The organism is uncultured Aquitalea sp. (assembly GCF_945957525.1).
GTDB lineage: Bacteria > Pseudomonadota > Gammaproteobacteria > Burkholderiales > Chromobacteriaceae > Aquitalea.
In genome coordinates this window covers 106,134-123,667 of sequence record NZ_CAMFLA010000007.1, presented here as the reverse complement: position 1 = coordinate 123,667, position 17,534 = coordinate 106,134, and the positions used below count along the sequence as shown (strand labels likewise).

The 17,534-nt window shown below is 63.9% G+C and carries 19 protein-coding genes; 15 read left to right on the top strand and 4 right to left on the bottom strand.

The genetic code is table 11. The annotated features are described in order from the left end of the window. The first annotated feature begins 246 nt into the window (after positions 1 to 246). The 8 genes from rarD (at position 247) to Q0P52_RS08605 (ending at position 6,008) form a co-directional block, all read left to right on the top strand. Positions 247 to 1,197, top strand: a complete 951-nt coding sequence (rarD, locus tag Q0P52_RS08640; RefSeq protein WP_293813702.1) for an EamA family transporter RarD — start codon at positions 247 to 249, stop codon at positions 1,195 to 1,197. A 184-nt stretch (positions 1,198 to 1,381) separates the two neighbouring features. Then, the gene (locus Q0P52_RS08635) at positions 1,382 to 1,618 is read left to right on the top strand and encodes a hypothetical protein (RefSeq protein ID WP_293760699.1); all 237 of its coding nucleotides are present in this window, start codon (positions 1,382 to 1,384) and stop codon (positions 1,616 to 1,618) included. Beyond that, positions 1,619 to 2,065, top strand: coding sequence for a GNAT family N-acetyltransferase (locus tag Q0P52_RS08630; protein WP_293760697.1), 447 nt, complete (start codon positions 1,619 to 1,621; stop codon positions 2,063 to 2,065). It abuts the gene before it with no gap. A gap of 40 nt (positions 2,066 to 2,105) precedes the next feature. Continuing rightward, entirely contained in the window at positions 2,106 to 3,032 is a 927-nt protein-coding gene (locus tag Q0P52_RS08625) for a class I SAM-dependent methyltransferase (RefSeq protein ID WP_293760695.1), read from the top strand. After that, positions 3,029 to 3,670 carry an alanyl-tRNA editing protein gene (locus Q0P52_RS08620; protein WP_293760692.1) on the top strand — a complete coding sequence of 214 codons (642 nt, stop codon included), beginning with the start codon at positions 3,029 to 3,031 and terminating at the stop codon, positions 3,668 to 3,670. Before Q0P52_RS08625 ends, Q0P52_RS08620 begins: the two co-directional genes overlap by 4 nt. Before the next feature lie 77 nt (positions 3,671 to 3,747). After that, complete coding sequence (locus Q0P52_RS08615; RefSeq protein WP_293760689.1) at positions 3,748 to 4,638, top strand: DMT family transporter; 891 nt, start codon at positions 3,748 to 3,750, stop codon at positions 4,636 to 4,638. A gap of 105 nt (positions 4,639 to 4,743) precedes the next feature. After that, the gene (gene gmhA / locus Q0P52_RS08610; RefSeq protein ID WP_293760687.1) at positions 4,744 to 5,337 is read left to right on the top strand and encodes a D-sedoheptulose 7-phosphate isomerase; all 594 of its coding nucleotides are present in this window, start codon (positions 4,744 to 4,746) and stop codon (positions 5,335 to 5,337) included. A gap of 65 nt (positions 5,338 to 5,402) precedes the next feature. Next, positions 5,403 to 6,008 carry a hypothetical protein gene (locus tag Q0P52_RS08605; RefSeq protein ID WP_293760684.1) on the top strand — a complete coding sequence of 202 codons (606 nt, stop codon included), beginning with the start codon at positions 5,403 to 5,405 and terminating at the stop codon, positions 6,006 to 6,008. 13 nt (positions 6,009 to 6,021) lie between these two features. Here Q0P52_RS08605 and Q0P52_RS08600 read toward each other — a convergent pair whose 3' ends face one another. Further along, positions 6,022 to 6,807: an inositol monophosphatase family protein gene (locus Q0P52_RS08600; protein ID WP_293760962.1), complete on the bottom strand. Its 786-nt coding sequence runs from the start codon at positions 6,805 to 6,807 to the stop codon at positions 6,022 to 6,024. 233 nt (positions 6,808 to 7,040) lie between these two features. Here Q0P52_RS08600 and Q0P52_RS08595 point away from each other — a divergent pair, with 233 nt between their 5' ends. Beyond that, positions 7,041 to 7,766, top strand: a complete 726-nt coding sequence (locus tag Q0P52_RS08595; protein WP_293760681.1) for a 16S rRNA (uracil(1498)-N(3))-methyltransferase — start codon at positions 7,041 to 7,043, stop codon at positions 7,764 to 7,766. Positions 7,767 to 7,857: 91 nt separating this feature from the next. Here the strand turns inward: Q0P52_RS08595 and Q0P52_RS08590 are convergent, their stop codons facing one another. The 3 genes from Q0P52_RS08590 to Q0P52_RS08580 form a co-directional block, all read right to left on the bottom strand. Then, complete coding sequence (locus Q0P52_RS08590) at positions 7,858 to 8,436, bottom strand: hypothetical protein (protein WP_293760678.1); 579 nt, start codon at positions 8,434 to 8,436, stop codon at positions 7,858 to 7,860. A 99-nt stretch (positions 8,437 to 8,535) separates the two neighbouring features. Then, a complete protein-coding gene (locus Q0P52_RS08585; protein ID WP_293760675.1) occupies positions 8,536 to 9,384 on the bottom strand; it encodes a D-hexose-6-phosphate mutarotase in 849 nt (282 codons plus the stop codon). Positions 9,385 to 9,479: 95 nt separating this feature from the next. Next, positions 9,480 to 9,899, bottom strand: a complete 420-nt coding sequence (locus Q0P52_RS08580) for an Mpo1-like protein (RefSeq protein WP_293813701.1) — start codon at positions 9,897 to 9,899, stop codon at positions 9,480 to 9,482. A gap of 121 nt (positions 9,900 to 10,020) precedes the next feature. Here Q0P52_RS08580 and hutC point away from each other — a divergent pair, with 121 nt between their 5' ends. The 6 genes from hutC (at position 10,021) to hutH (ending at position 17,488) form a co-directional block, all read left to right on the top strand. After that, positions 10,021 to 10,737, top strand: a complete 717-nt coding sequence (hutC, locus tag Q0P52_RS08575; protein ID WP_293813700.1) for a histidine utilization repressor — start codon at positions 10,021 to 10,023, stop codon at positions 10,735 to 10,737. Between the two features lie 74 nt (positions 10,738 to 10,811). Next, positions 10,812 to 11,636 carry an undecaprenyl-diphosphate phosphatase gene (locus tag Q0P52_RS08570; protein ID WP_293760667.1) on the top strand — a complete coding sequence of 275 codons (825 nt, stop codon included), beginning with the start codon at positions 10,812 to 10,814 and terminating at the stop codon, positions 11,634 to 11,636. A 206-nt stretch (positions 11,637 to 11,842) separates the two neighbouring features. Beyond that, on the top strand, positions 11,843 to 13,090 hold the full coding sequence (gene hutI / locus Q0P52_RS08565; protein ID WP_293760665.1) for an imidazolonepropionase: 1,248 nt from the start codon (positions 11,843 to 11,845) through the stop codon (positions 13,088 to 13,090). Further along, positions 13,090 to 14,022 (top strand): formimidoylglutamase, encoded by a 933-nt coding sequence (gene hutG, locus Q0P52_RS08560; RefSeq protein WP_293760662.1) that lies wholly within the window; start codon positions 13,090 to 13,092, stop codon positions 14,020 to 14,022. The genes hutI and hutG overlap by 1 nt, the downstream gene beginning before the upstream one ends. A 154-nt stretch (positions 14,023 to 14,176) precedes the next feature. Next, positions 14,177 to 15,847, top strand: a complete 1,671-nt coding sequence (hutU, locus tag Q0P52_RS08555) for a urocanate hydratase (RefSeq protein WP_293760660.1) — start codon at positions 14,177 to 14,179, stop codon at positions 15,845 to 15,847. Between the two features lie 108 nt (positions 15,848 to 15,955). Beyond that, on the top strand, positions 15,956 to 17,488 hold the full coding sequence (gene hutH / locus Q0P52_RS08550) for a histidine ammonia-lyase (RefSeq protein ID WP_293760657.1): 1,533 nt from the start codon (positions 15,956 to 15,958) through the stop codon (positions 17,486 to 17,488). Positions 17,489 to 17,534 lie beyond the last annotated feature (46 nt).

Genomic DNA, 17,534 nt, shown 5'->3' with positions numbered 1-17,534 from the left:
GGTTTTATTCTTCTGTTGTAGGCCGGATTCGGCCCGAATGCGGGTGATGTCGCCGGATCGCGCCTTGTCGGGGCGGCTGTGGGCGGAATATAAGTTACGTTTACGTCAACGTCAAAGAGATTGACGCGATTGCCGCGCTGACTGCGGCGATTGTGCCAACGCAGCATGCGGCAGAGGCATTGTTTTGTATCCAGAACACCCTGTGCATCCGTCATGGTTTCGGCGCAGGGCACTAGCCGGTAAGCTGTGATACTGACTCACTACAAGCTGTATCCGCCCGCCATGTCCTCCGCATCCGATCGACAGCACGCCACGCAAGGCGTGCTGTACACCTTTGTCGCCTTTGTCATCTGGGGCCTGTTTCCCCTTTACTGGAAACCGCTGCATCAAGTGCCGGCGCTTCAAATCCTTTGCCATCGCATTGTCTGGTCTGCCTTGTTTGTCGCCGGCATCCTGCTGGTGCGCAAACAATGGGCCTGGCTGCCGGCGGCGGTGAAAGACCCGCGCAAGCTGGGCATTTTTGCGCTGTCTTCCTTGCTGTTGTCCATGAACTGGGGCATTTACATCTGGGCGGTGAACCAGGGGCGAGTGGTGGAAGCCAGCCTGGGCTACTTCATCAACCCGCTGGTGAACGTGTTGCTGGGCCGTCTGTTTCTGTCGGAACGGCTTACCCTGCCGCAATCGCTGGCCGTGGGTCTGGCCACGCTGGGCGTAGCCTGGATTACTTTCTCTGCCGGTGCTTTGCCCTGGGTGGCGCTGTCGCTGGCGGCCACCTTCGGTTTTTACGGACTGTTGCGCAAGAAGGCCCCGCTGGCGTCGCTGGAAGGGCTGGCGCTGGAAACCTTCCTCATGGCGCCGCTGGCCCTGGCGGCTTTGCTGATGTTTGAAGGACGGGGCGACGGCGCTTACGGCCACATCAGCTCGTTGTTGGACGGCTTGCTGATGGGCGCAGGCGTGGTGACCGCCATTCCGCTGCTGCTGTTCGCCTCTGGCGCGCGCCGGCTAAAGCTGGCCACGGTGGGGCTGATCCAGTATGTAGGCCCCTCCATCCAGCTGGGCCTGGGCGTGCTGCTGTTCGGCGAACCTTTCGACAGCGCGCGGCTGGCCGGCTTCGCCCTGATCTGGACGGCGCTGGTGCTGTATTCCGCGGCTGGTTTCTGGCAGATGCGCGCGGCGCGCGGCGCTTCCGCCGCGTGAGAGGCGGCGTCCGGCGCCCACAAATGCAGGCATGCCATGGCATGCCTTTTTTGTATCCCGACATTGACATGCGCATGGCATTGATTTGATACTGCCGGCGTGCCGCCGCGATGGCGGCATGTGCGGCCCGCCTCATCCGTTTGCGGGCCACTGTTCTTTATCGTTCTTTACAGGTACCGCCATCATGGCATTGATCTTTAAGCATCTGTCGCGCCACAGACAGCGCGACCTCATTCCCGACGAACTCGTGGCCCGCGACCGGGCCGCCCTGCTGGAAGCCCGCCTTGATCCGGTGGTCGCCGTACGGCGCAGCCTCTGGCGGCGACTGGCAGCGGCTTTCGCGCGCATGCGCGGCAAAGCCGTGGTGCGCAAGCCCCCGCTATCGGTCACAATGGCCAATGACTCTGGCAAGGAGGGCTGAATGCCGCAATCACTGGAATTCGACACCGATATCGCGCGGCTGGACCGCGAAATGGTGTTTCGCTATCTCAGCGAGGAATCCTACTGGGCGCGCGGCATTCCGCGCGATATCTTCGAGCGCTCGCTGGCCGGGTCGCTTTGCTTTGGCGTCTATCGCGACGGCAAGCAGGTGGCGTTTGCCCGCATGATCACCGACAAGGCCACTTTTGCGTATCTTGCCGATGTGTTCGTCAGGCCGGACGCGCGCGGGCAAGGCGTCAGCAAGGCCTTGATGGCCTTCATCGGGCAACATCCCGATCTGCAGCACCTGAGGCGCATGATGCTGGCCACGGCGGACGCGCACGAACTGTACCGGCAGTTCGGCTTCACCGCGCTGTCAAAGCCAGAACGGCTCATGGAAAAGCTGGACCAGGATATTTATCGCAAGCTGGCGAAAACCGCTGGCTGACCGCAAGAGGGCGGTTTTGCGCCGCCCGCAGGGGAAAAGCATGCAATTGGCCGAACACTGGCTGCGTGGACGCGGCATCGAGCTGGGCCGCGCCGCGCACAACCCGCTGGCGCCGGCGGACTGTCTCAGCGTAGCGCCGTCGGATGGCGTCACCGCGGTGGATTCGCGCGATCTGGAAGACTACAAGGTGTATGTGGCGGAGCAGGCGCGGCACGGGCGTGAACCCGCGCGCGTGGATGTCGTGGCGGAAGCCACGGCGCTGCCGTTTGCCGACGGCGAGCTGGACTACGTCGCCTCGTCGCATGTGCTGGAGCATGTGCCGGACATCTTTACCGCCTGGCTGGAGTGGTGGCGGGTGCTCAAGCCTGGCGGCGTGAATTTCATGATCGTTCCCAAGCGCGATGCCACCACCGAGGACAGCGTGCGGCCCATCACCGGGCTGGAGGCGCACATCGATGCCTTCCAGCGGCGACTGACGCCGGACAATCTGTTTCCGGGACTGCCCTGGCGCACGCATTATCATGTGTTCACCCTGCAGGGCCTGTTGGCCGCGCTCAACTGGTTCAACCAGCAGGGCATGGGCGGCTGGCTGTTGCTGGCGCAGGAGGAAACCGACAGCAATGTCGGCAACGGTCACACGCTGGTCTTGCGAAAAACGGCAGAGTTGCCGCCGTTGGCTGAGTCGGCGCAGGCCTTGAGCGGCCATTTTGGCCAACAGCGCTACGCGGAGGCCGAGCAGCGCGCCGCCGAGGTGCTGTCGCTCAACTTCCGCGTGCACGAGGCCTGGTTCATGCATGCCATGTGCCGCTGGCAGGCGGGAGATCCGGCCTGCGCGGCGCAATCGCTGACCCAGGCGCTGGTGCTGCAGCCGCGCAACGTGGATTACCAGCAGGCGTACCAGCAACTGACTGGACATCCCTTTCACTATCCGATGAGCCTGATCGACTATCTCTCCCGTCTGTTATGAGCACACGAAAATTGTTCTGGCGCGCACCGCGCCAGTTGTCACTGCAGACCACCGTCAGCCGGGTGGCCGGCGATGAGGTGTATCTGGCCGAAACCATCTTCTTCGCTTTCAGCGGCGGTCAGGAGAGCGACCGCGGCAGCATCGGCGGGCAGGAGGTGCTGGCGGCGGAAAAGCGCGGCGACGATATCGCCTACCTGCTGCCGGCCGGGCATGGCCTGGCGGCCGGCGATGTGGTGAACGTGCAAATTGACGGTGCGCGGCGCGACCGGCTGATCCGCCTGCATTTCGCCGCCGAGCTGACACTGGAAACCCTCTGCCGCGAGTTGCCCGCTGTAGAGAAGATCGGCGCGCATATCGGCGAAGACAAAGCGCGCATCGATTTCGCCTTATCCGAGCCCATCACGCCTCATTTGCCGGCCATCGCCGCCAAGGTGCAGGCCCTGATAGACGCCGACTTGCCCGTCATCAGCGCGTTTTCCGACGAGGCTGCCGGACGGCGCTACTGGGAAGTGGAAAACTATTGCCGCGTACCCTGCGGCGGCACCCATCCGGCCCGCACCGGCGAGGTGGGGCGCATCGCGCTCAAGCGGCGCAATGTGGGCAAGGGCAAGGAGCGGGTGGAGATTACCCTCGTCTGATGCCGACGACGGATGCCGGGCGCTGATCCTTGCTGCCTGGCCCGCCCCCTGACAACGCTAACCAACAGAAAAACATCATGCTGCTTTACGATCTGGCCGCCGTGGGCGCTGCCGCATGCTGGGCTTTCGGCGCCATGCTGGGCGCCACGCCGTCCCGTCACTTCGGTCCATTCGCGTTTACCCGTTTGCGGCTCACTTTGCTGACCGTGGTACTGGGCGGTATCAGCCTGATCAGCGGCGGCTGGCACAGCCTGTCTTCGGCCAACCTGCCGCCGGCCTTGCTGTCCGGCCTGGCCGGCATTTTCTTTGGCGATACCTTGTATTTTGCCGCCATGAACCGTCTGGGGCCCCGTCGCGCCGGCTTGCTGTTTGCCACGCACTCCGTGTTTTCCGTGTTGCTGGGCGTACTGTTTTTGTCTGAAAGGCTGAGCCTGACAGCGGCCTTGGGCAGTGTGCTGGTGTTTGGCGGCGTGTTGCTGGCGGTGGCCTTCGGCAAACGTCAGGCTGACAACCACGCCTGGGAGCGCAGCGAGCATCTGGCGGCAGGCGTGGCCTTGGGTTTGCTGGCCGCGCTGTGTCAGGCGCTGGGCACCTTTTTCGCCAAGCCGGCAATGGCTGCCGGGCTGGAACCCGTTACCGCCTCCGCCTTGCGCATGGGTGTCAGCTGCGGCGCGCACTATGTGTTGTTGCTGGCCGGTGTGCGGTTGGCGCGCAGCCGGGGCGCTTACACCCCGCGCATGCTGGGCTTGACCGCGCTGAACGGCTTGGTGGCGCTGGGCTTGGGCATGACGTTGATCATGCTGGCCTTGCAGCGCGCCAATGTGGCCACGGTGGGCATGCTCTCCGCGCTCAGCCCGGTGCTGATCCTGCCCATGCTGTGGGCGGCAACGCGGCAGCCCCCGCCCGCGCTGGCCTGGTTGGGCGCGCTGATCAGTTGCGCCGGTACGGCGCTGATCGTCGCCCGCTGACAGGCGCAAGCGAGAATCAGGGCGCAAGGGTATGATAGGGACCGGCCAGTTGGCCGGTTTTTTATTGTTTCAGGCCCCGGCAGGGGCGCCAGACGGTGAGTTGCCATGCTTCAACATATCCAGAACAGCCTCAAGGAAGCGCAGAGCGCGCTCGACAATTTGCTGGCCAATCCGGCCGCGCTGGCCAGCGTCGAAGCGGCGGCGCAAACGTTGATCGCCAGTCTGGCGGCCGGCGGGCGCATCTTTTCCTGCGGCAATGGCGGCTCCATGTGCGACGCCATGCACTTTGCGGAAGAGCTGACCGGCCGCTACCGCAACAACCGTCGCGGCATGGCCGCCATCGCCATCGCCGACCCCAGCCACCTGACCTGCGTGGCCAACGACTACGGCTATGAGTACGTGTTCTCCCGCTATCTGGAAAGCCATGGCCGCGCCGGCGACGTGCTGATCGGCATCAGCACCAGCGGCAATAGCCAGACCATCGTCAACGCGGCGCAAGCGGCGCGCGAGCTGGGCATGAAGGTGGTGATTCTCACCGGTCGCGCCGGCACCCGCCTGGAGCCGCTGGCCGATGTGTACGTCAATACCCCGGGCGGACATTACGCCGACCGCGTGCAAGAGCTGCACATCAAGGTGCTGCATATCCTCATCGAGCTGGTGGAGCGGCATTTCTGCCCGGAGAACTATACCGAGGCCTGATGCCGCGGGTTCTTGCAGGGACATGTTGGGCTGCTGACAATGACATTTTCATTTTCGGAGCCGACATGAAGACATTGCTTTTGGGCCTTGCCATGCTGGGTGCCGCGGCGGCGACGTTTGCCGAAGAGATCATGCGGCCCGAGCTCAAGCCGGGCAGCCGTTTCGAATACGCGGTGTACGATGGCTACAGCCACCAGGAAGTCCAGCATTTGGTATTTGTGTTTCGCGCCATGAAGGGCGGCAAGTACCAGTTCACGCTGTGTGAGAATCAGCAAAACCCTTGTCAGAGCCCGCGCGATGCCGATTTCAACCGTTATATCGCAGACCCGGCCACAGGCAAGGCCAAGGTGATTCCTTTGTTCTTCTGGCCTTTGCGCGAAGGCGGGCGCATGCCTTTCGAATTCCAGCTGGGCAATGAAGCGTTCAAGGGCGAAGTGATGGTGAAGGGGCAGGAAAGCGTCAAAGTGAAGGCCGGCGAATTCATGGCCTACAAGCTGGTGCGCAAAGGACAGTGGTCATTTGACAGCTATTCCGGGCCCTTTGAAGAAACTACCTGGTACGCGCCCGCCATCGGCCACATCGTCAAATCGGAATACAGCGACTTCAACAGCAAGGGCGGCCGTTTCAACTGGCAGCAAACCGAGCTGGTGGATTACCGCACGGCGCCTTGAGCGCATGCAGGCGCTACTGGTTGGCGCGTACCCAGCGATGCCATTGGGCATAGAGCTCCGGGTCGATGGCGGCAATCACCGAGCGCTTCCATACCGTGTCGGTCCAGTAGTCGTCGGTATTGAGGCTGGCGACGCGGCCGCCGGCCTCTTCCAGGATCACCGCGCCGGCGGCGTAGTCCCACAGCCGCTGTCCGCCATGCAGATAGAGGTCGTAGCGGCCGGCGGCCAGAAAGCACCAGTCCAGCGTGCTGGAGCCCATGCTGCGCTGGCTGCCGAACGGCGCCACGCTGCTCATGCGTGAAGCCAGCTTGCCGGAGCGCAGGTATTTCACTTCTACCGCGGCAATGGCGTCGCCCATGCTGTTGCGGGTAGTTTTCAAGGGCAGGCGCTGCTGGTTGAGCCAAGCGCCGTGACCGCGCCGGGCGTAGAACATTTCGTCGGACACCGGGTTGTAGATCACGCCCAGCTGGCTGACGCCATTCACCATCCAGGCCACGGAAATGGCGAAGTACGGCAGGCCATTGAGGAAGTTGGTGGTGCCGTCGATAGGGTCCACTACCCACAGACCGTTGCGATTGCCGTCCCACAGCGCATCCTGTTCTTCACGCGTCATCTCCTCACCCAGCACCGGATGCGGCAGAATGGCGGGCAGACGTTCGCTCAGTGCTTGCTGACAGGCCAGATCGGCTTCGGTGAACAGCGAGCCGTCGTCCTTGCGCGTTTTGCCGACGCGCAGAAAACGCGGCATCACCTCATGGGCGGCCACGTCGCGGACAAGCTGCATTACCTGTTCTACCACCTGCATTCGTCATCTCCAGCGTCAGCGTGAAAGCGCAGGCCGAGGCGAATCGGCTGCGGGGACGGCCTGACCGCCGGGTTGCGGGGCGGGCCGAAACGGGGTGCGCGGCGCACCGGTCTGATGGGCCGGGCTGGGCGCTGCCTGAGGCCGGGATGTGCCCGGCAAGGCGCGACTTGTTGCAACTGCAGCAAACAAAGCAAAATACCGTTATCAACAGCGACTTTCAATACGTTATGCCAAGGTTTTTTATCGATGGCGACCTCCGCGTCGACCAGAGTCTGACGCTGCCCGACGAGGTGGTGCGCCATGCGCAGGTGCTGCGTTTGCGCGAGGGCGACGCGCTGACCCTTTTTAACGGTCGCGGGGGCGAGTATCAGGCGGTGCTGACCGCGCTGATGAAACGCGAGGCGCATTGTCGCGTGGAGCGTTTCGACGACGTCTCGCGCGAGTCGCCCGTGTGGTTGGGGTTGGCGCAGGGCATTTCCAGCGGCGACCGCATGGAGTTCACCCTGCAGAAGGGCGTGGAAATGGGGGTGTCGGTGTTTCAGCCCATCGCCGCCGAACGTTCGGTGGTGAAGCTGGCTGGCGATCGCGCCGACAAACGCATCGGCCGCTGGCAGGAGATCGTGCAGTCCGCCTGTGAACAGTGCGGCCGTAATACTGTGCCGGCGGTGTTGCCCATTTTGACGCTGGAGGCTTGGCTGCGGCAGCAGCGGGAGGCGGATGCGCGGCTGATTTTGTCGCCGCTGGGCACGCAGCGCTTATCCGACATGGCCGCCGCCCCCCGTCGCGCTTGGTTGATGGCGGGGCCGGAAGGCGGGTTTTCCGCCCGCGAAGAAGCCGCCGCGCTGGAGGCGGGCTGGACGCCGCTGAAGCTGGGGCCGCGCATTCTACGCACGGAAACGGCCGGTCTGGCCGCGGTGGCGGCCATTCAGAGCGTGTGGGGCGATTACTGCTAAGCCGGTTGTTGATTCCGCGCGGCAAAAACAAAAAGGTTGGCCGAAGAGCCAACCTTTTTCATGCGCGAAACGGCACGATGCGCGCAAGCGCTCAGGCGGTGGTTTCCACGGAGGGCAGCCGGTAGATCAGCCGGCCTTCCAGCAATAGTTCATTGGCGTTCAGTTGCCACTTGCCGCCCGGCGGCGCGGTGCGTTCGAATTCGAAGCGCCGGCCCTGGTATTCCACCCAGGCGCAGATGGGCTGGTTGTCAAAACGGCCCAGCACGTCTTCGGAGCAGACCACATCGCTCATTTTTTCCACAATCGCGCCGCTGGGCGCGGCCGCCGCTTCGGCGTCCGACAGTTCCCAGCTTTCCACCTGCGGCGGCAAGGGACGATTGCGGGTGATCATTTTCAGCCAGAAGCGGAACAGCCACATCGGCAAGGCCACGCGATTGACGTGCTTGTTGTCGTTGATGACGCAGGCCACGGGAAAGCGATGGCCGCAGGCCGGACAATGAGCTTGCGCCGCCAGGAACAGTTTGTCCTGTTCCAGCGTGGCGATGCCGAACATGTTTTCACAGCCCACCATCTTGCGGCAGGCCGGACAGTGTTTGCCGAAGCGGCGCACGCGGTTGCCGTTGGGGAAGGTGACCGGAAGATATCGGGAAATCGGGTGGTATTGAGCCATGCTGCCTGTCTAGCTGATGTCGCATTCTGGCGACGGGATAACGCGCCACAGTATACCGCCTGCGGCGCGGCCTGAGCAGTTTGCTTGCGGGCGTCTCGTCTATCCTTTGCGCAGACGGCAGACCAACTGATGGCAGCCGCCCGGCGCCAGGGTGCGACTGTCATCGCCGGCGTTGGCGGCCTCCACGCAGACAAAATGACGCCAGCCATCGGCCGGCAGATCGCCGAGCCGTGCGGTTTTGTCTTGCCAAGGGTTCCACACCACCACGCTGGCCGAACCGGTGCGGCTGACAAGCAGGCGGCGCGCCCAGCCGGCGTCGTCCAGTGAGACATCTTGTGTGCTGTAGACGATGGCGTCCCGTTCGCCGTCAAAACGCAACGGCCCGGCGGGCAGGGTGGCGCGTGTATCGCTGAGTTTGTCGTGGCAGGGCGCGTTTTCCAGACCGCCGAGCGTGATACCGGCAATATCGCTGACCGCAAGGTAAGTATGCAGCGCCGCACTGAAGGCGAGGTCGGCGGTGCTGTGGTTGCGGGTAGTCAGCGTCATGTCCACGCCGTCGGGGGCCAGGCGATAACGCATGACGGCGGCCAGCCCGGCGTGACGCGGGCCGGACAGTTCCACGTGAAACGCCTCGCCTTCTCGCGCCACCGTGTCCAGCCGCCATGCCTGGCTGCGCGCCACGCCGTGTGCCGGCTGCGCGCTGTCTTGCGGATGCGGGCCGAACCAAGGCCAGCACAAGGGCACACCGCCACGAATGGCCTTGCCCGGCTGGAAGGCGGCTTTGGGCGAAAGATACAGCCAGGGCCGGTCGCCGGTCGGGGTGAAGTCAATCAACTGGCCGCCCAAGAGGGCGATGCGGGCGCTAAACAGCGGGGAGTCCAGTTGCAGGACATCCACGCTGTCGGCAAGACGGGCCAGCGAGGCGCCGGCGGGCAAAGAAAGGGTCATGGCGAATACCGGGTATTTCGGGGTATCGCGGGATGATAACCAGCCGCGCAGCGCTTGTCGCCGAACTGTCGCTGGCGGGCAAGGTTGCGATGAGCCTACAGCATGCCGCGCACCGTCCACAGGGGGCCGATCAGCAGGAATTGCACATCGCGGAAGAACGACGGTTTTTTGCCTTCCAGCTTGTGGCCGACAAACTGGCCCACCCAGGCCAGGGCGAAGATGGCGGCGCATACCGGCAGCAGCGGCGCGCCCCAGTGAGGCATTTGCCCGGCGATGAGCAACATCGGTACGACAATGGCGGCCATGACCAGCGCGGCGCGCGGCGACAATTTGAGGTAGTAAGCCAGACCCAGCGCCGCGGCCAGCCAGCCGGCGTTGACCGGCCCCAGCGGTAGCGCGGCCAGCATGCCCAGCACGCTGAACAGGATCAGCGGCACGCACACCTTGTGGATGCGGATGTTGACCGGGTGGCGGTGACTCAGGTCGTATTCCGCCAGCCATTGCTCCAGCGTCATGACAGTGCCTCGCTTTCTGTCGTAAGGTTGGCCGAAGGCGCGTTTTCTGCGCTGGATCAGCCGGAAAGCGGCCATTGCAGGCTAGAATCGCGGTATTCAAACGTTTTACATGGAAAACAAGGTGTCCGCCACAGCTCAACCGCGCTATCTGCGCATCAAGGAATACATTCTGGAAGGCATCCGCAGCCGTCAGTTTTTGCCGGGCAGCAAGATTCCGCCGGAACTGGAGCTGGCGCGACAGTTTTCCGTCTCCCGCATGACGGTGAACAAGGCCGTGCGCGATCTGGCCGAGGCCGGCATCCTGTTGCGCTTCGCCGGCGACGGCACCTATGTGGCTGAACGCAAGGCCGAATCGCCTTTGCTGGACATCAACAATATTTCGGCCGAGGTAGAGGCGCGCGGGCATGCGCACAGCGCCGATGTGCATTTACTGGAAAGCGTGCTGGCCGGCGAGGATGTGGCGCTGCAACTGGGCGTGAAGGTGGGGGCGCTGGTGTTCCACTCGGTGCTGGTACATCGGGAGGACGGCGTACCCATCCAGCTGGAAGACCGTTACGTCAACCCGGCCTGGGCGCCGGACTACCTGGAGCAGGACTTCAGCCGTCGCACGCCCAACAACTATTTGATGGAAACCTGTCCGCTCACCGATATCGAGCACGCGGTGGAAGCGGTAACGCCCAGTGCGCGCGAAGTGAATCTGCTGGAAATGGCGGACAATGAGCCTTGCCTGCTGGTGCTGCGCCGCACGTGGTCCTACAAGAATCTGGTGAGCTTCGCCCGGCTGGTGCACCCGGGCAGCCGCTACAAGCTGCGTTCGCAAACGCGGGTCAAGAAATGACGCGCAGGCACTGCCTGCTGTTGCCAACCGGCCACGCCCACCGTGGCCTTTTTCATGATGAGTCCTGACCACCCATGGATACCCTGCTGCTGATCAAGGCGGCCATTCTCGGCATTGTCGAGGGGCTGACCGAGTTTTTGCCGATTTCTTCCACCGGCCACCTGATCTTGGCCGGCGAACTGCTCAAGTTCAACGACGAGCGCGGCAAGCTGTTTGAAATCGTCATCCAGTCCGGCGCTATCCTTGCCGTGATGTGGGAATATCGCGCCCGTATCGCCGCCGTGGTGGGGGGCGCGTTCAAGGACCGCGCGGCGCAGCGTTTCATCCTCAACCTGATGATTGCGTTCTGCCCGGCGGCGGGTCTGGGTTTCCTGTTCAGCAAGGCCATCAAGGCGCATCTGTTCAACGCGCCGGTGGTGGCCACCATGTTCATCATCGGCGCGCTGGTCATTCTGTGGGCCGAGCGCCGCCAGCACCGGATACGGGTAATGACGGTGGAGGAAATGACGCCGCTGGACGCGCTGAAGGTGGGTTGCGCCCAGGCGTTCGCGCTGGTGCCTGGCACGTCGCGTTCCGGGGCCACCATCATCGGCGGCATGCTGTTCGGCCTCTCGCGCAAGGCGGCTACCGAGTTTTCTTTCTTTCTGGCCATTCCAACGCTGATCATTGCCTCGCTGTACTCGCTGTACAAAGACCGCGCCCTGCTGTCGGCGGACGATCTGGGGGTGTGGGCGGTGGGGCTGGCCTTTTCCTTCATCTCCGCTTTCTTCTGTGTGCGCTGGTTGCTGCGTTTCATTTCCAGCCACAGTTTTGTCGCTTTCGCCTGGTACCGCATTGCTTTTGGTCTGGTGGTGTTGCTGACCTGGCACTATGGCCTCGTCAACTGGGTGGACAGCTGATGCTGCCGCGTGGCGGCATTAATTGACTATACAAATTTATGTTGCGTTTTTTTCTCAAAGGGAAGCCGGCGGCTTCCCTTTTTTATTGGCCAAACTGTTGTATTAATGGGGTTATCAACTAGTCTGAAACTTGTGTATCCAAAATATTGTCGTTGACAGTCTGCTCTAATCCGGCTATTTGTATATACAAATCAGGAGCAAGCACCATGACCCGACAGCAGCAAACCCCCCGCAGCCTGTGGCGCAACGCCCGGCTGGCCACCCTGGATCCTCGCCATGAGGCGCCTTATGGCGCGCTGGAGGGGCATGCGCTGGTGGTGGAGGATGGCCGCATTGTCGCCGTGTCGCCGGAGTCCGATGTGGACGTTGCCCGCTTTGACGGCGAGGTGGTGGACGCGGGGGGACGCTGGATCACGCCGGGCTTCATCGATTGCCACACCCATCTGGTGTACGGCGGAAACCGCGCCGCCGAATGGGAAAAACGCCTCAAAGGCGTGCCTTATCAGCAAATCGCCGCCGAGGGCGGCGGTATTGTCTCCACGGTGCGCGCCACGCGCGCCCTGAGCGCCGGGGCGCTGTACGACGCCAGCCTGCCGCGCTTGCGGGCGCTGATGGCCGAAGGCGTGACCACGCTGGAAAGCAAATCTGGCTACGGCCTCAGCCTGACCGAAGAAATCAAGCAACTGCAGGTGTCGCGCCGGCTGGGCGAGACCCTGCCGGTGGAAATCGCCCCCACCCTGTTGTCCGCGCATGCCTTGCCGCCGGAGTTCGCCGGCGACGCCGACGGCTACATCGAGCATGTCTGTCGCGACATCCTGCCGGCGGTGGCGGAGCAAGGCCTGGCCGAGGCGGTGGACGTGTTCTGTGAAAGCGTGGGGTTTTCTCCGGCGCAAACCCGCCGCGTGTTTGCCGCCGCCGCGGCGCATGGCCTGAGAGTGAAAGGCCATGTGGAGCAGCTGTCCAATCTGAACGGCGCGGCGCTGGTGGCCGAGTTCGGCGGCCTTTCGGCCGACCATATCGAATATCTGGACGAGGCCGGCGTGGCGGCGCTCAAGGCCGCCGGCACCGTGGCCGTGCTGTTGCCCGGCGCGTTTTATTTTCTGCGTGAAACGCGCAAACCGCCGGTGGAGCTGTTGCGCGCCGCCGGCGTGCCGATGGCGGTGTCCACCGACCTCAACCCCGGTACCAGCCCCTTTGCCTCGCTGCGTCTGACCATGAATCAGGCTTGCGTACTGTTTGGCCTGACGCCGGAAGAGGCCTTGGCCGGCGTCACCCGCCATGCGGCGCAAGCGCTGGGCCGGGCCGGCAGCCATGGCCGTCTGGCCGAGGGCTGCGTGGCCGACCTCTTGCTGTGGGACATCCAACACCCCGCCGAAATCGTCTACGGACTCGGCGTCAATCCGCTGGCCGAGCGCGTGTTTCGCGGTCGCCGCCAGCACAAGGAAAACGCGTAATGACACCCGACATGAGCATCTGGACCGGCCGCGTGGATGCCGGCGAAGGCGAACTGGCGCGCCGCTGGCACCAGCAAGTGGCGCCGTTTGCGCAAGGTTTGCCGAAGGGCGTGGGCATTATCGGCTTTGCCTGCGATGAAGGCGTGCGCCGCAATCAGGGGCGCGTGGGCGCGGCCGCCGCGCCGCAGACGCTGCGCAAGGCTTTGGCCAATCTGGCCTGGCACCAGGCCCAACCGCTGTGCGATAAGGGCGATGTGGCCTGCACCGACGGCGATCTGGCCGCCGCACACCAGCGGCTGGCAGATGCCGTGCGCGAACTGATGTGCGCCGGCCACTTTCCGCTGGTACTGGGCGGCGGTCATGAAACCGCCTTCGGCACCTGGAGCGGACTGGCGGCGGCGGCGCCGGATCAGGTGATCGGCATCATCAATTTCGACGCCCATTTCGATATCCGCGAAGCGGCGGAGGCCACCTCCGGCACGCCGTTTGCGCAGATTGCCGCCGAGTGCCAGCGTCAGGACCGCCCTTTCCATTACTTGTGCCTGGGCGTGGCCGAACCATCCAACACCCGCGCCTTGTTCGCCCGTGCGGAAACACTGGGCGTGCAATGGCTGCTGGACAGCCAGCTGACCGCCGCCGACCTGCCGGCCGCCGACCATGCGCTGCAGTCCTTTATCGACAAGGTGGACATCGTCTACCTCACCATCGATCTGGACGTGCTGCCCGCCTCGGTCATGCCCGCCGTCTCCGCGCCCGCCGCCATGGGCGTGGAACTGCCGGTGGTGGAGGCGCTCTGTCGCCGGATCGCCGCCAGCGGCAAGCTGGCCGCCGCCGATCTGGTGGAGCTGAACCCGCATTTCGATATCGATGGCCATGGCGCGAAGACCGCTGCCCGGCTGGCCTGGACCCTCACACGACATCTGGCGCGCTAAGCCTCGCTGACAACACCCCTGAACCTGCGTTGCGTGCCTGCGATGGCGCGCCTTGGCTCAGGCCTCTACGAGGTTTTGTCAGCAGCGCTACGCCGCGCCCCATCGTGTCTGTACGACAACAAAGCAGTCTGAAGAAGTCTTTTAGGAGAACACCATGACCGATCCCCGCCACGACCCGTCCCGCGTCATCCGCGCCCCGCACGGTACCGAACTGTCTTGCAAGAGCTGGCTCACCGAAGCCGCCTACCGCATGATCCAGAACAACCTCGACCCGGAAGTGGCCGAGCATCCGCAAAGCCTGGTGGTGTACGGCGGCATCGGTCGCGCCGCCCGCAACTGGGAATGCTTCGACACCATCCTCGACGTGCTCAAGCGCCTGGAAGACGATGAAACGCTGTTGATCCAGTCCGGCAAGCCGGTGGGCGTGTTCAAGACCCACGCCGACGCGCCGCGCGTGCTGCTGGCCAACTCCAATTTGGTGCCGCACTGGGCCAACTGGGAGCACTTCAACGAGCTGGATAAAAAAGGCCTGATGATGTACGGCCAGATGACCGCCGGCAGCTGGATCTACATCGGCAGCCAGGGCATCGTGCAAGGCACCTACGAGACCTTCTTCTCGGTGGCCAAGCAGCACTTCAACAACGAACCCAAGGGTCGCTGGATTCTTACCGGCGGCCTGGGCGGCATGGGCGGCGCGCAGCCGCTGGCCGCCACCATGGCCGGTTTTTCCATGATCGCCGTCGAATGCGACGAAACCCGCATCGATTTCCGCCTGAAAACCCGTTATGTGGACCGCAAGGCCAAGACGCTGGACGAGGCGCTGGCCATCATCGAAGACGCCAAGCAAAGCGGTCAGGCCGTGTCCGTCGGCTTGCTGGGCAATGCCGCCGACGTGTTCACCGAACTGGTAAACCGCGGCATCACCCCCGATGTGGTGACTGACCAGACTTCCGCTCACGATCCGGTGCACGGCTACCTGCCGCAGGGCTGGACGGTGGAAGAATGGCGCGCCAAGCAAAAGACCGCCGCCGCGGAAATCACCGCCGCCGCCAAGAAATCCATGGCCGTGCAAGTGCGCGCCATGCTGGCGCTGCAAGAACGCGGCGCGGCCACGCTGGACTACGGCAACAACATCCGCCAGATGGCGCTGGAAGAGGGCGTGGCGAATGCCTTCAATTTCCCGGGCTTTGTGCCGGCCTATGTGCGCCCGCTGTTCTGCGAGGGCATCGGCCCCTTCCGTTGGGTGGCGCTGTCCGGCGACCCGGAAGACATCTACAAGACCGACCAGAAGGTGAAAGAGCTGATTCCGGACGATCCGCACCTGCACAACTGGCTGGACATGGCGCGCGAACGCATCAGCTTCCAGGGCTTGCCGGCGCGCATCTGCTGGGTGGGCCTGAAAGACCGCGCCCGCCTGGGTCTGGCCTTCAATGAAATGGTGAAGAACGGCGAACTGAAAGCGCCGATCGTCATCGGTCGCGACCATCTGGATTCCGGTTCGGTGGCCAGCCCCAACCGTGAAACCGAATCCATGAAGGACGGCTCTGACGCCGTATCCGACTGGCCGCTGTTGAATGCGCTGCTGAACACCGCCGGCGGCGCCACCTGGGTGTCGCTGCACCATGGCGGCGGAGTGGGCATGGGCTTCTCGCAGCACTCCGGCGTAGTCATTGTGTGCGATGGTTCGGACGAAGCCGCCAAGCGCGTGGGCCGCGTACTGCGCAACGACCCGGGTACCGGCGTGATGCGTCATGCCGACGCCGGCTACGATATCGCCGTGAATTGCGCCAAAGAGCAGGGTCTAGACCTGCCGATGCTGAAGTAAGCAGGGACTGACGGCGGCCGGCGGCGTACACTGCCGGTCACTGTCCGGCCGAAGCTTGCCCTTCGGCCAACCTCCCTGAGTCACAGAACAACACTAGAGACAGAAACCATGAGCGTTCTCAACATCGTACCGGGCCGCCTGACGCTGGCCGACCTGCGCCGCGTTTCACGTGAAACAGGCCTTACCCTGCAGCTGGACCCGTCCTGCCATGCCGGCATCGACGCCTCCGCCGCCACTGTGGCGCGCGTGTTGTCCGAAGGCCGCACCGCTTACGGCATCAACACCGGTTTCGGCCTGCTGGCCAATACCCGCATCGCCCCGGAAGAGCTGGAACTGCTGCAGCGTTCCATCGTGCTGTCGCACGCCGCCGGCATTGGCGAGCCGATGAGCGACGCCACCGTGCGTCTGGTGATGGCGCTGAAGATCAACTCGCTGTCGCGCGGTTTTTCCGGTATTCGCCGTCTGGTGATCGAAGCGCTGGTCACCCTGTTCAACAAGGGCATCTATCCGGTGATTCCGCAGAAGGGCTCCGTGGGCGCGTCCGGCGATCTGGCGCCGCTGTCGCACATGAGCGCGGTGTTGATCGGCGAAGGCGAAGCCTTTGTCGCCGGCCAGCGCGTGTCCGGCGCGGAGGCGATGCGCGCCGCCGGCCTCGAGCCGATTACCTTGGCGCCGAAAGAGGGGCTGGCCCTGCTGAACGGCACCCAGGCCTCCACCGCCTTTGCGCTGGAAGGCCTGTTTGCCGCAGAAGACCTGTTTGCTTCCGCCGTCGTGGCCGGCGCCATGTCGGTGGAAGCCGCGCTGGGCAGCCGCACGCCTTTTGATGCCCGCATTCACGCCGTGCGCGGTCATCAGGGGCAGATCGACGCCGCCGCCGCCTACCGCGAGCTGCTGGAACACAGCGAAATCGAAGGCTCGCATGAAAACTGCGGCAAGGTGCAGGACCCGTACAGCCTGCGCTGCCAGCCGCAGGTGATGGGCGCTTGCCTGACGCAGATCCGCCAGTCGGCCAGCGTGCTGGAGGTGGAAGCCAACTCGGTGTCGGACAACCCGCTGGTGTTTGCCGAAGACAATGACATCCTGTCCGGCGGCAACTTCCATGCCGAGCCGGTGGCGTTTGCCGCCGACAACCTGGCGCTGGCCATTGCTGAAATCGGTTCCTTGTCCGAACGTCGCATGGCCTTGCTGATCGACAGCAATCTGTCCAAGCTGCCGCCCTTCCTGGTGAACAACGGCGGGGTGAATTCCGGCTTCATGATCGCCCAGGTCACCAGCGCCGCGCTGGCCTCGGAGAACAAATCGCTGGCGCATCCGGCCTCGGTGGACAGCCTGCCCACTTCGGCCAACCAGGAAGACCATGTCTCCATGGCCACTTTCGCCGGCCGTCGTCTGCGCGACATGGCGGGCAACACGGCCGGCATTCTGGCGGTGGAGTTGCTGGCGGCGTGCCAGGGCGTGGATTTCCGCGCCCCCAACAAAACTAGCGTCAAGCTGGAGCAGGCCAAGGCTGAATTGCGAGAGCGCGTGACTTTCTACGACAAGGATCGCTACTTTGCGCCGGACATCGAGAAAGCCGCCGCCCTGGTGGCCAGCGGCAGCTACAACCGCTTTGTCGGCGCCGGCATGCTGCCGTCCCTGTAAGCCGCTGCGCGGATAGCGCGTTCAGAAAAAGCCGACGTCCTTGCGG